Source organism: Pseudomonas sp. JV449, assembly GCF_032424295.1.
GTDB classification, from domain to species: Bacteria; Pseudomonadota; Gammaproteobacteria; order Pseudomonadales; family Pseudomonadaceae; genus Aquipseudomonas; species Aquipseudomonas marginalis.
Genome location: NZ_VYKD01000003.1, coordinates 329,713 through 343,647, shown reverse-complemented (window position 1 = coordinate 343,647; position 13,935 = coordinate 329,713). Strand labels below are relative to the sequence as shown.

7 protein-coding genes and 1 pseudogene are annotated in these 13,935 nt (G+C 62.3%); 6 read left to right on the top strand and 2 right to left on the bottom strand.

Going from position 1 to position 13,935, the window contains the following annotated elements:
* The first annotated feature begins 116 nt into the window (after positions 1–116).
* Both putA and F6S08_RS02960 read left to right on the top strand, forming a co-directional pair.
* Positions 117–4,070: a trifunctional transcriptional regulator/proline dehydrogenase/L-glutamate gamma-semialdehyde dehydrogenase gene (putA, locus tag F6S08_RS02965; RefSeq protein WP_315871260.1), complete on the top strand. Its 3,954-nt coding sequence runs from the start codon at positions 117–119 to the stop codon at positions 4,068–4,070.
* A 152-nt stretch (positions 4,071–4,222) separates the two neighbouring features.
* Positions 4,223–6,025 (top strand): acyl-CoA dehydrogenase, encoded by a 1,803-nt coding sequence (locus F6S08_RS02960; protein WP_065925682.1) that lies wholly within the window; start codon positions 4,223–4,225, stop codon positions 6,023–6,025.
* On the opposite strand, the gene F6S08_RS02955 is transcribed toward F6S08_RS02960, so the two are convergent.
* Together F6S08_RS02955 and F6S08_RS02950 are read right to left on the bottom strand one after the other, a co-directional pair.
* Positions 6,022–6,312 (bottom strand): cell division protein ZapA, encoded by a 291-nt coding sequence (locus tag F6S08_RS02955; RefSeq protein ID WP_017526490.1) that lies wholly within the window; start codon positions 6,310–6,312, stop codon positions 6,022–6,024. The two genes, F6S08_RS02960 and F6S08_RS02955, sit on opposite strands and share 4 nt — an antisense overlap.
* Positions 6,309–6,539 (bottom strand): hypothetical protein, encoded by a 231-nt coding sequence (locus F6S08_RS02950; protein WP_003187970.1) that lies wholly within the window; start codon positions 6,537–6,539, stop codon positions 6,309–6,311. Before F6S08_RS02950 ends, F6S08_RS02955 begins: the two co-directional genes overlap by 4 nt.
* Before the next feature lie 276 nt (positions 6,540–6,815).
* On the opposite strand from F6S08_RS02950, the pseudogene F6S08_RS31330 reads away from it, so the two are divergent.
* The 4 genes and pseudogenes from F6S08_RS31330 to mscK all read left to right on the top strand — a co-directional run.
* A pseudogene (locus F6S08_RS31330) lies at positions 6,816–7,586 on the top strand (MCP four helix bundle domain-containing protein); the annotation flags it as partial.
* Positions 7,569–8,441: a methyl-accepting chemotaxis protein gene (locus F6S08_RS31325; RefSeq protein WP_371914633.1), complete on the top strand. Its 873-nt coding sequence runs from the start codon at positions 7,569–7,571 to the stop codon at positions 8,439–8,441. The pseudogene F6S08_RS31330 and the gene F6S08_RS31325, both read left to right, overlap by 18 nt.
* Before the next feature lie 335 nt (positions 8,442–8,776).
* Positions 8,777–10,519, top strand: a complete 1,743-nt coding sequence (locus F6S08_RS02940) for a potassium/proton antiporter (RefSeq protein WP_027604969.1) — start codon at positions 8,777–8,779, stop codon at positions 10,517–10,519.
* Positions 10,520–10,571: 52 nt separating this feature from the next.
* The gene (gene mscK / locus F6S08_RS02935) at positions 10,572–13,922 is read left to right on the top strand and encodes a mechanosensitive channel MscK (protein WP_315871258.1); all 3,351 of its coding nucleotides are present in this window, start codon (positions 10,572–10,574) and stop codon (positions 13,920–13,922) included.
* The last annotated feature ends 13 nt before the right edge of the window (positions 13,923–13,935 follow it).

The window sequence follows — 13,935 nt, the reverse complement described above, 5'->3', positions numbered from 1 at the left end:
TGCGTCGAAAAATTCATCAACAAAATGGGTTGCACCCGGTTGCACCTCTCCCTGAGCAAAGCTAATCTTGCCGCCAGCTGATGCCACTCGGTAGTGGCACCCATGAGGATAAGAAAATGGCTACGACCACCCTTGGGGTCAAACTCGACGACCCGACCCGCGAACGCCTCAAGGCGGCCGCGACCTCCATTGATCGCACGCCGCACTGGCTGATCAAGCAGGCGATTTTCAATTACCTGGAAAAACTCGAGGGTGGTGCAACCCTGACCGAGCTCAACGGCTTGAGCAGCAAGGACGCTGACGACGCAGGCGAAGTCCAGAGCGACCACGCCCACCAGTGCTTCCTTGAGTTCGCCGAGAGCATCCTGCCGCAATCCGTACTGCGCGCTTCGATCACCGCCGCTTACCGCCGCCCCGAGCCGGAAGTGGTGCCGATGTTGATCGAACAGGCCCGCCTGCCGGTGCAAATGGCCGAAGCCACCAACAAGCTCGCCGCTTCGATTGCGGAAAAACTGCGCAATCAGAAGAGTGCCGGCGGCCGTGCCGGGATTGTTCAGGGCCTGCTGCAGGAATTCTCGCTGTCGTCCCAAGAAGGCGTAGCCCTGATGTGCCTGGCCGAAGCACTGCTGCGGATCCCGGACAAAGGCACCCGCGACGCGCTGATCCGCGACAAGATCAGCACCGGCAACTGGCATCCGCACCTGGGCAACAGCCCGTCGCTGTTCGTCAACGCCGCCACCTGGGGCCTGCTGCTGACCGGCAAACTGGTCGCCACCCATAACGAAGCCGGCCTCACCTCATCCCTGAGCCGCATCATCGGCAAGAGCGGCGAGCCGATGATCCGCAAGGGCGTCGACATGGCCATGCGCCTGATGGGCGAGCAGTTCGTGACCGGCGAAACCATCGCCGAAGCCCTGGCCAACGCGAGCAAATTCGAAGCCAAGGGTTTCCGCTATTCCTACGACATGCTTGGTGAAGCCGCCCTCACCGAACACGACGCGCAGAAATACCTGGCCTCGTACGAACAAGCCATTCACTCCATCGGCAAAGCCTCCCACGGCCGTGGGATTTATGAAGGCCCGGGTATCTCCATCAAGCTGTCGGCCCTGCACCCGCGTTACAGCCGTGCGCAGTACGAGCGCGTGATGGATGAGCTGTACCCGCGCCTGCTGTCCCTGACCCTGCTGGCCAAGCAATACGACATCGGCCTGAACATCGACGCCGAAGAAGCCGACCGCCTGGAGCTGTCGCTGGATCTGCTCGAGCGCCTGTGCTTCGAACCGCAGCTGACCGGCTGGAACGGCATTGGCTTCGTGATCCAGGCCTACCAGAAGCGTTGCCCGTATGTGATCGACTACGTCATCGACCTGGCACGCCGCAGCCGCCATCGCCTGATGATCCGCCTGGTAAAAGGCGCGTACTGGGACAGCGAGATCAAACGCGCCCAGGTCGAAGGCCTGGAAGGCTATCCGGTGTATACCCGCAAGGTGTACACCGATGTTTCCTACATTGCCTGTGCACGCAAGCTGCTGTCGGTACCGGAAGTCATCTACCCGCAGTTCGCTACGCACAACGCCCATACCTTGTCGGCGATTTACCATATCGCCGGTCAGAACTATTACCCCGGCCAGTACGAGTTCCAATGCCTGCACGGCATGGGTGAACCGTTGTACGAGCAGGTAGTAGGCAAGGTTTCCGAAGGCAAGCTGAACCGTCCGTGCCGCGTGTACGCACCGGTCGGCACTCACGAAACACTGCTGGCCTACCTGGTGCGTCGGCTGCTGGAAAACGGCGCCAACACCTCGTTCGTCAACCGCATCGCCGACCAGTCCATCTCGATCCAGGAGCTGGTGGCCGACCCAGTGGCCAGCATCGAGCAGATGGCGACGCTGGAAGGCGGCTTCGGCCTGCCGCACCCGCGTATCCCGCTGCCCCGTGACCTGTACGGCAGCGACCGTGCCAACTCGGCCGGTATCGACCTGGCCAACGAACACCGCCTGGCATCGCTGTCCTGCGCCCTGCTGGCCACTGCCCACAACAACTGGAAGGCCGCGCCGATGCTCGGTTGCGCCGCCAGCGATCAAGCGGCGGCACCGGTATTGAATCCGTCCGACCTGCGTGACGTGGTCGGTCACGTGCAAGAAGCCACCGTCGAAGACGTCGACAACGCGATCCAGTGCGCCATCAGCGCCGGCCCGATCTGGCAGGCCACCCCGCCCGCCGAACGCGCCGCGATCCTGGAACGTGCCGCCGACCTGATGGAAGGCGAGATCCAGCCGCTGATGGGCCTGCTGGCCCGCGAAGCCGGCAAGACCTTCGCCAACGCCATCGCCGAAGTGCGTGAGGCCGTGGACTTCCTGCGCTACTACGCGGTACAGGCTCGCAACGACTTCACCAATGACGCCCACCGCCCATTGGGCCCAGTGGTGTGCATCAGCCCGTGGAACTTCCCGCTGGCGATTTTCAGTGGGCAAGTGGCTGCCGCACTGGCCGCCGGTAACCCGGTCTTGGCCAAGCCAGCCGAACAAACCCCGCTGGTGGCTGCACAAGCCGTGCGCATCCTGCTCGAAGCCGGTATTCCCCAAGGCGTACTGCAATTGCTGCCGGGCCAGGGTGAAAGCGTCGGTGCGCGCCTGGTGGGTGATGATCGCGTCAAGGGCGTGATGTTCACCGGTTCCACCGAAGTCGCGCGCCTGCTGCAACGCAATGTCGCCGGGCGCCTGGATGCCCAGGGCCGTCCGATCCCGCTGATCGCCGAGACCGGCGGCCAGAACGCGATGATCGTCGATTCCTCGGCGCTCACCGAGCAGGTGGTCATCGACGTGGTGTCCTCGGCCTTCGACAGCGCCGGTCAACGTTGCTCGGCCCTGCGCGTGTTGTGCCTGCAGGAAGATTCGGCAGACCGCGTGATCGAAATGCTCAAGGGCGCCATGGCTGAATGCCGCCTGGGCAACCCGGAACGCCTGTCGGTGGACATCGGCCCGGTGATCGACGCCGAAGCCAAGGCCGGCATCGAGAAACACATCCAGGCCATGCGCGACAAAGGCCGCAATGTGTACCAGGTGGCGATTGCCGACGGTGAAGAAATCAAGCGCGGCACCTTCGTGATGCCCACCCTGATCGAGCTGGAAAGCTTCGACGAACTGCAACGGGAGATCTTCGGCCCGGTGCTGCACGTGGTGCGCTACAAGCGCAAGGAGATCGACCAGCTTATCGGCCAGATCAACGCGTCCGGCTATGGCCTGACCCTGGGCGTACACACCCGTATCGACGAGACCATCGCCAAGGTGATCGACAACGTCAATGCCGGTAACGTCTATGTAAACCGCAACATCGTCGGTGCCGTGGTCGGCGTGCAGCCGTTCGGCGGCGAAGGCCTGTCGGGCACAGGCCCGAAAGCCGGTGGTCCGCTGTACCTGTACCGCTTGCTGTCAACCCGTCCTACCGATGCGATCGAGCAATCCTTCGTACGTGGCGACAAGCTGGCGGCACCGGACGTACGTCTGCGCGATGCCATGAGCCAACCGCTGACCGCCCTGAAAACCTGGGCCGACACCAATAAGTTCAGCGAGCTGAGCGCGCTGTGCAGCCAGTTCGCCGCGCAATCCCAAAGCGGTATCACCCGTCAATTGGCCGGCCCGACCGGCGAGCGCAACAGCTACGCCATCCTGCCTCGCGAGCACGTACTGTGCCTGGCGGACGTGGAAGGCGATCTGTTGACTCAACTGGCGGCGGTATTGGCGGTCGGCGGTTCGGCGGTATGGCCGGAAACCGACTTGACCAAGGCCGTGTTCCCACGGTTGCCGAAGGAGATTCAGGCGAAAATCAAGCGCGTGGCCGACTGGAGCAAGGACGAGGTGGTGTTTGACGCCGTCCTGCACCACGGCGATTCCGACCAACTGCGTGGGGTGTGCCAGCAAGTGGCGCAGCGTGGCGGGGCGATTGTTGGGGTACATGGTTTGTCTCAGGGCGAGACCACGATTGCCTTGGAGCGCCTGGTGATCGAACGTGCGTTGAGCGTTAACACCGCTGCTGCCGGCGGTAATGCCAGCCTGATGACCATCGGCTAACTGAATGTGGGAGGGGGCTTGCCCTCTCCCACATTTGATCGCATTTCAATTCCCCTCCCCGCGTTCTGCCTCTTCATCACCTAGATCAATCTTGCTATCCAGTCTTTATTCGCGCACTTAGACTCAGGCCAATTCCCCAAAGGTAATCCGCCATGTCCGAGACGCTGCTCAGTTCCCGCAATCTGGCTTTCGAGCTGTACGAAGTCCTCGATGCCGAGGGCCTGACCCAGCGCGAGCGGTTTGCCGAGCACAACCGCGAAACCTTCGATGCGGCCATCAGCACGGCCCGCAACATTGCCGAGAAGTACTTCGCGCCACACAACCGCAAGAACGACGAGAACGAACCGCGTTTTGAGGACGGCAAGGCGATTCTGATTCCGGAAGTGAAACCGGCGGTGGATGCGTTCCTTGAAGCCGGTTTCCTCAATGCGGCCCGCAGCTTCGAAGCCGGTGGCATGCAGTTGCCGACCCTGCTGTCCCAGGCCTGCTTCGCTCACTTCCAATCCGCCAACGCGGCCTCGACGTCCTACCCGTTCCTGACCATGGGCGCCGCCAACCTGATCGAAAGCTTCGGCACCGAGGAGCAAAAACAGCGCTTCCTGCAACCAATGATCGAAGGCCGTTTCTTCGGCACCATGGCCCTGACCGAGCCCCACGCCGGCTCATCGCTGTCGGATATTCGTACCCGCGCCGAGCCCGCGGCTGACGGCAGCTATCGCCTCAAAGGCAACAAGATCTTCATCTCCGGCGGCGACCACCCGCTGTCGGAAAACATCGTGCACATGGTGCTGGCCAAGCTGCCGGACGCGCCCGCCGGGGTGAAGGGCATTTCGCTGTTTATCGTGCCCAAATTCCTGGTCAACGACGACGGCAGCCTCGGCGCGCGCAACGACGTGCTGCTGGCCGGGCTGTTTCATAAGATGGGCTGGCGTGGCACCACGTCCACGGCACTGAATTTCGGCGATAACGGCAACTGCGTCGGCTATCTGGTGGGTAAACCGCACCAAGGCCTGAGCTGCATGTTCCAGATGATGAACGAGGCGCGCATCGGTGTCGGCATGGGCGCGGTGATGCTCGGTTACGCCGGTTATCTCTATTCGCTGGAATACGCCCGCGAACGCCCGCAAGGCCGCTTGCCCGACAGCAAGGACCCAGGCACCGCGCCGGTCTCGATCATCCAGCACGCCGATATCAAGCGCATGCTGCTGACGCAAAAAGCCTACGTCGAAGGTGCCTTTGACCTGGGCCTGTACGCCGCGCGGCTGTTCGATGACACCACCACACTGGAGACCGAGGCCGAACGCAAACAGGCCCATGAACTGCTGGACCTGCTCACCCCCATCGTCAAATCCTGGCCATCGGAGTTCTGCCTCAAGGCCAACGAACTGGCGATCCAGATCCTCGGCGGCCATGGTTATACCCGCGAATACCCGGTGGAGCAGTACTACCGCGACAACCGCCTGAACCCGATCCACGAGGGCACCCATGGCATCCAGTCCCTGGACCTGCTGGGGCGCAAGCTGGCGCAGAACGGCGGCGCGGGCCTGAAGCAACTGATCCGGCTGATCGCCGACACGGGCGCGCGGGCACAGGAATATCCAGGCCTGACGGCATTGAGAGAGCCGCTGGAGCACCTGGTCAGCCGCCTGCAAAGCGTGACCATCGGCCTGCTGACGGATCTCGCCCAGGGCAAGGTCAACAGCAGCCTGGCGAACTCGGCGCTGTACCTGAAGGTATTCGGGCATACGGTGATTGGCTGGCGCTGGCTGGAACAGGCGATTCGCGCCGAAGAAGGGCTGGCCAAGGGCAATGTGGCCGATGTCGCCTTCTATCAAGGCAAGCTCCAGGCCGCCCGGTACTTCCTGACTTGGGAGATTCCGGGCTGCCATCATGAACTGGTGATTCTGGAGGCACGGGATGATACGTGCCTGGGGATGCAGGATGAGTGGTTCTAGGGCTGGATCGCCTTGGAAATCACCTCGACCGTGGCGCTGACTTGCTCTTGGTAACGGTCGAGTTCCTGCTGGTGAGCCTGCTGCATTTCGATCTGCTCGGCGCACAGGTTCAGCGCCGCCAGCACCAGTAGCTTGTCACCGATCAGGGTCGGGTACTTTTTCTTGGTGGTGGCCAGGGAGGCCTTGAGCATGGTCACGGCGTGCATCAGGGTTTTATCTTCCCCCGCCGGGGCCTTGATCGAGTAATCCTCTCCGAGAATCGAAACGACCTTTATCCCTTCATTCATGCGCTGACAGGGCCTGCGCTCACGCGCTCAACCAGCGCCTGGATACGTGCTGCGGTGGCGCCGTGCTTTTCTTCCTGCTCCATCAGGTTCAGTTGCAGGCTGTCGTTCTCATCCTTGGCGCGAGCCAGTTCGGCCTTGAGGGATTCGTTGCTGCCCAGTAGCTCCTGATTCTGCTGTACCAGGTCGCTGACCAGTTGTTCCAGTTGGCTGAGGGATGCTTCTAACATTTTGATTTCTCGGGCTTTTTCAAAGGGCGGTGACGATAAAGAAAATTCACCTCGGATGCCAGGGTTATCCCTGGCGCGCAGCCCGTTTTTTAAGGGCCGGGCCACGCTTTCGAGCCTTAGTGACTGCATTTCCCCCATCTGGTTCCTGAATCCGCGCAACCCCTCGTCAGATGCGACAAAAACGCACAGCCCCCTTTAGACTTTAGTCGTATGCCCGATAGAGAGGCACACCCCGTCTCATGACCGCACGGATTGCGCCTCTCCCAGGATTTCCGCATGTCGCTTCGTAATATGAATATCGCTCCGAGGGCCTTCCTCGGCTTCGCGTTTATTGGCGCGTTGATGTTGTTTCTAGGCGTGTTCGCCCTGAACCAGATGAGCAAGATCCGTGGCGCCACTGAAGACATTACCTTGTCCAGCGTGCCAAGCATCCGCGCCCTGGACGAGTTCACCCAACTGACCCTGCGCCTGCGCGTGCTGTCTTACCGCTTGCTGACCAACCGCGAGCCGGATGTGCAGCAAAAGACCCTGGAAGCCTTCGAACTGCGCAACCAGCAGATCCGCACCGCCCAGGGCGTCTACGAGAAACTGATTGAAAGCAGCGAAGAACGTAGCACCTACAACGAATATGTAAGCCTGCTGGGCCAGTACCATCAGATTGAAGAGCGCATGAAGAGCCTGTCACGGGCCAACCAGATGGATGAGCTGCGCAGCCTGCTTAACACCGAATTGCTGAGGAACTCCGAGCAGGTCAACGCCGTGCTGACGCGCCTGCTGGACCTCAATAACAAGATGGCCCTGGCCACCAATCAGGAGGCCGAAGACCAATACAACACGGCCTTCAACCTGGTCGTGGGCCTGCTGGTGATCGCCACGCTGCTGACCCTGCTGTTTGCCTGGCTGCTGACCCGCAGCATCACCCTGCCGATTTCACAGGCACTGGAAGCGGCGGAAGAAGTCGCCGAAGGCAACCTGACACGGCCGATCAAAGTCGACGGCAACGATGAGGCCGGGCGCCTGCTCGCCGCCATGGCCAAGATGCAGGACAAACTGCGCGACACCCTGCAACGCATCGCCGGCTCCGCCACCCAACTGGCTTCCGCCGCCGAGGAACTGAACGCCGTCACCGACGAAAGTGCCCGTGGCCTGACCCGGCAAAACAACGAAATCGAGCAAGCCGCCACCGCCGTCAACGAGATGACCAGCGCCGTTGAAGAAGTCGCACGCAATGCGGTGAGCACCTCGGAAGCCTCGCGCAACGCCACCACGTCTGCTGGCGACGGCCGCGACCTGGTGCAGGAAACCGTCAGCGCCATCGAGCGCATGAGCGGCGATGTGCAAGCAACCGCCACCCTGATCGGCGAACTGGCCAATGAGTCGCGCGATATCGGCAAAGTGCTGGACGTGATTCGCGGCCTGGCCGACCAGACCAATTTGCTGGCCCTGAACGCGGCGATTGAAGCCGCGCGCGCCGGTGAAGCCGGTCGCGGGTTCGCGGTGGTCGCCGATGAAGTGCGGGCCCTGGCCCATCGTACCCAGCAGTCCACCAGCGAGATCGAGCGGATGATCGGCAGTATCCAGGCCGGTACCGAGCACGCGGTGGACTCGATGCGCAACAGCACCGAGCGGGCGGAGTCGACGCTGAACATCGCCAAAGGCGCAGGGATGTCGCTGGACACCATCAACACGGCGATTGTCGAGATCAACGAGCGCAACCTGGTGATCGCCAGCGCTGCGGAAGAACAGGCGCAGGTGGCGCGGGAAGTGGACCGCAACCTGGTGAACATTCGTGATCTGTCGGTGCAATCCGCTACGGGCGCCAGCCAGACCAGCGCCGCGAGCAGCGAATTGTCACGCCTGGCGGTAGACCTGAACGGGATGGTAGGCCGCTTCCGCCTCTAACGCCCTGCACTGGCTGAAATGTGGGAGGGGGCTTGCCCTAATGCCGGTCAGTTAAGGCTTTTTGTAGGAGCGAGCTTGCTCGCGAAAAACGCCCAGGCAACGCGTTCATTCTCGATAAGCGCGGTGGCCCTGAGTTCTTCGCGAGCAAGCTCGCTCCTACAGTGAATCACTTTCGCTTAACTGAACGGCATTAGGGCTTGCCCCTCCCAAATTTAGTTATGCGTGAATCAGAAAAAGCTTTTTGACAGCACCGCAATTCAACAGGTTAGAATCCCTGGCACGCAGACTGCATGGTCAGTTTGCGTCCCGTCTTGTTTGCCCATGGAGTACTGCCTTTGAATGCGACGACCATCAACAGCCTGTTCTTGATCGGCGCGTTGCTGGTGAGTGCGAGCATTCTGGTGAGTTCTCTTTCCTCGCGCCTGGGTATCCCGATCCTGGTGATCATCCTGGCCGTGGGCATGGTGGCCGGCGTCGATGGCGGCGGCATCATTTTCGACAATTACCCGACTGCCTACCTGGTGGGCAACCTCGCGCTGGCAGTGATCCTGCTCGACGGCGGCTTGCGTACACGGGTGGCGAGTTTCCGCGTGGCACTCTGGCCGGCATTGTCCCTGGCCACGGTGGGGGTGTTGATTACCACCGGCCTCACCGGCATGGCGGCGGCCTGGCTGTTTGACCTGAATATTATCCAGGGCCTGCTGATCGGTGCGATTGTCGGCTCGACCGACGCCGCAGCGGTGTTCTCGCTGCTGGGCGGCAAGGGCCTGAACGAACGGGTGACCGCCAGCCTCGAGATCGAATCCGGCAGTAACGACCCGATGGCGGTGTTCCTCACCGTCACCCTGATCGACATGCTCGCCAGCGGCCAGACCGGCCTGCACTGGAGCCTGCTGACCCACCTGGTGCGCGAGTTCGGCATCGGTGGCATCGTCGGCCTCGGCGGCGGCTGGCTGATGCTGCAAATGGTCAACCGCATCAACCTGGCCACCGGCCTGTACCCGATCCTGGTGATCGCCGGCGGCCTGTTCGTGTTCGCCCTGACCAACGCCTTCCATGGCAGCGGCTTCCTCGCCGTGTACCTGTGCGGCCTGGTGATCGGCAATCGCCCGGTGCGTAGCCGCCATGGCATTTTGCATATGCTCGACGGCATGGCCTGGCTCGCGCAGATCGGTATGTTCCTGGTGCTGGGCCTGCTGGTCACGCCCCATGATTTGCTGCCGATTGCCCTGCCGGCCCTGGGCCTGGCGCTGTGGATGATCCTGTTTGCGCGGCCGCTGTCGGTGATGGTCGGCCTGCTGCCATTCAAAGCCTTCCATGGCCGTGAAAAGGCTTTTATCGCCTGGGTCGGCCTGCGCGGCGCGGTGCCGATCATCCTGGCGGTGTTCCCGTTGATGGCCGGCCTGCCCCATGCGCAGCTGTACTTCAACCTGGCGTTCTTTATCGTGCTGGTGTCGCTGCTGGTACAGGGCACCAGCCTGCCGTGGGTGGCCAAGCTGCTCAAAGTGACCGTTCCGCCGGACCCGGCGCCGATCTCCCGCGCAGCCCTGGAAGTGCACGTCACCAGCGAGTGGGAGCTGTTCGTCTACCGCCTGGGCGCAGAAAAATGGTGCATCGGCGCGGCCCTGCGCGAGCTGAAAATGCCCGAAGGCACGCGCATCGCGGCCCTGTTCCGTGGCCAGCAACTGCTCCATCCGTCGGGTAGTACGGTGCTGGAAGTCGGCGATCTGCTCTGTGTGATCGGCCATGAACACAACCTGCCGGCCCTGGGCAAACTGTTCAGCCAGGCACCGCAACGCGGCCTCGATTTGCGCTTCTTCGGCGACTTCGTCCTCGAAGGCGACGCCCAGCTGGGCGCGGTTTCAGCGCTGTATGGCCTCAAGCTCGAAGGGATCGATCCGGACATGCCGCTGAGCCGCTTCATCACCCAGAAAGTCGGCGGCGCGCCGGTAGTGGGCGACCAGGTGGAGTGGAACAACACCATCTGGACCGTCGCGGTCATGGACGGGAACAAGATTGGCAAAGTCGGCGTCAGATTCCCCGAAGGAAGTCGCCCGGGCCCCGGACTCTTCCTCTAAACTGCGGGGCGACAGCACGCCCCCGATTCTTCACCTTGCTCGATCGGTCTCTATGCCAACCCTGCGCACTTTTCTCGCCACTGCCCTGCTGGGCCTGACCCTTTGTGTCGGCAGCGTCTACGCCGCCGACCCGCCCAGCGCCGACGCCATCCAGCAAACCCTGGACAAGCTGCCTGATCGCAAACTGCCCGACGCCGACATGAAGGCGCTGCAGTCGATCCTGCAACAGACCCTGACCTACCTGGACAACAAGCAGGATTACGAGCAGCGCCTGGTCGACCTCAAGCGCCAGCTGGAAGACGCGCCGCGCCAGACCAGCGAGAACCAGCGCGAACTGACCCGGCTCAAGGCCACCAAGGTCATTCCGGTAGCCCAACGCTACGCCACCCTGCCGGTGCCGCAGCTTGAGCAATTGCTGGTGCAGCGCAGCACCCAGCAAGGCGACCTGCAAAAGGAACTGGCCGACGCCAACAGCCTGACCATCGCCGCCCAGACCCGTCCCGAGCGCGCCCAGACCGAAATCAGCAGCAGCCAGACGCGCATCCAGCAGATCAATGCCACCCTCAAGGCCGGCAAGGACAATGGCAAAGCCCTCAGCAGCGACCAGCGCAACCAACTGAATGCCGAACTGGCCTCCCTGAATGCCCTGATCCCCCTGCGTCGCCAGGAACTGGCCGGCAATAGCCAGCTGCAGGACCTGGGCAACAGCCAGCACGACTTGATCCAGGAAAAAACCGCGCGCCTGGAACAAGAGATCCAGGACCTGCAAACCCTGATCAACCAGAAACGCCTGGCCCAGTCCCAGCAGACCGTCACCCAACAGTCCATCGAAGCGCAAAAGGCCGGCGGCAGCAGCCTGCTGGCCACGGAAAGCGCGGCCAACCTGAAGCTGTCCGACTACCTGCTCAAGAGTACCGACCGCCTCAACGACCTGACCCAGAAGAACCTGCAGACCAAGCAACAGCTGGACACCGTGACCCAGAGCGATTCGGCCCTGGACGAGCAGATCAATGTGCTCAAGGGCAGCCTGCTCCTCTCGAAGATTCTGTATAAGCAGAAACAAGCGTTGCCCCGCCTGACGGTGGACCGCGACCTGGCGGACGATATCGCCAACATTCGCCTGTACCAGTTCGAGGTCAACCAACAGCGCGAGCTGATCAGCTCCCCCAGCACCTATGTGGATAACCTGCTGGCCAACCAGCCGCCGGCCGACGTCACCCCGCAACTGCGGCGCACCCTGCTGGAACTGGCGATCACCCGCAGCGACTTGCTGGAGCGCCTGAGCCGCGAGCTGAGCGCGCTGCTCAACGAATCCATCACCCTGCAACTGAACCAGAAACAACTGCTCAGCACCGCCACCACCCTGCGCGCGACGCTCGATGAACAGATGTTCTGGATCCCCAGCAACAAGCCGCTGGACACCGAGTGGCTGGAAACCGTGCCGGCGCACCTGAGCAAGCAGGTCACCACCCTGCCATGGGCCTCCAGCGTCAGCGAGCTGTACGACGGCCTGACCCAGCGTCCGCTGCTGTTTTTGCCGTTGCTGCTGTTGATCGGTGCCCTGTTGTGGCGCCGCAACGCGTTGTACGCGCGCCTGAAAAGAGTCCACCTGGACATCGGCCACTTCAAACGCGACAGCCAATGGCACACGCCCCAGGCGATCCTGGTAAATATCCTGTTGGCGATGCCGGTAGCACTGGGCCTGGCGCTGTGCGGCTACGCGCTGCAGATCGACGCACGTGGGCAGAACGCCAACCTGGGTGCAGCGCTGTTGCAGATCGCCCAGGCATGGCTGGTGTTCTACACCGCCTACCGCATCCTGGCGCCGGGCGGCGTGGCCGAGTTGCACTTCCGCTGGGAAAAGCCCCAGGTCGAATTCCTCCAGGGCTGGGTACGCAAGCTCGGGCTGGTGGTGCTGGCCCTGGTGGCCGTGGTGGCGATTGCCGAGCATCAACCGGCGGCGCTGGCCGACGACGTGCTGGGCATTGGTGTGGTCCTGACCTGCTACGCCCTGATGGCCTGGCTGCTGGGACGCCTGCTGCTGCACAGCCCGACCCACGAAAAAGCCTCGCTGTTCCGCAAAGCCGTGGGCCTGCTGTTTACCGCCCTGCCTGTCGCGCTGTTCATTGCCGTGTGCTTTGGCTACTACTACACCGCACTCAAGCTCAGCGACCGGCTGATCAACACCCTGTACCTGCTGATGTTCTGGCTGGTCATCGAAGCCACCTTCGTCCGCGGCCTGGGCGTTGCCGCCCGACGCCTGGCCTATTCCCGCGCCCTGGCCAAACGCCAGGCCGCCAAGGAAGCCGGCGAAGGCGAAGCGGTGATCGAAGAGCCGACCCTGGATATCGAACAGGTCAACGAACAATCGATGCGCCTGATCCGCCTGGCGCTGCTCGGCGGCTTTATCGCGGCGCTGTACTGGGTATGGTCGGACCTGATCTCGGTATTTTCCTACCTGGACAACGTCACCCTGTACGAATACACCAGCGGCACCGGTGCCAATATCAGCATGGTGCCGATCAGCATCGGCGACCTGCTCGGCGCGCTGATCATCATCGGCATCACCTTCGCCCTGGCGCGCAACCTGCCCGGCCTGCTGGAAGTGCTGGTGCTGTCCAAGCTGGACCTGGCCCAGGGCAGTGCCTACGCCACGACCACCTTGCTGTCCTACATCATTGCCGGCGTGGGCTTTGTCTCGACCCTGTCCACCCTCGGCGTGAGCTGGGACAAGTTGCAATGGCTGGTGGCCGCGCTGTCGGTGGGGTTGGGCTTCGGCATGCAGGAGATCTTCGCCAACTTTATCTCCGGCATCATGATCCTGTTCGAGCGCCCGGTGCGCATCGGCGACACCATCACCATCGGCAACCTGTCGGGCACGGTGAGCAAGATCCGCATCCGCGCCACCACCATCACCGACTTCGACCGCAAGGACATCATTGTCCCGAACAAGACGTTCATTACCGGGCAACTGATCAACTGGTCGCTGACCGACACCATCACCCGTGTGACCCTCAAGCTGGGCGTTGACTACGGCTCCGACCTGGACCTGGTGAAGGAATTGTTGCTCAAGGCTGCGCGAGAAAACCCAAGGGTGTTGAAGGAACCGGAACCCCATGTGTACTTCCTCAACTTCGGCGAAAGCACCCTCGACCACGAACTGCGCATGCACGTGCGCGACCTCGGCGACCGCAACCCGGTGATCGACGAAGTGAACCGCTTTATCAACCGCGAGTTCAAGAACCACCACATCAACATCTCGTTCCGGCAGATGGAGGTGTACCTGAAAAACCTCCACGGCCAGGAGTACAAGCTGGTGCCGGTGGAAGACGAGAAGAGAACCATCGTCGGACCGGCCGACGCGCAAGATGTGCCGGAGCCACCGCCCAGCAAACTCGACTAAACGCCCTATCCCC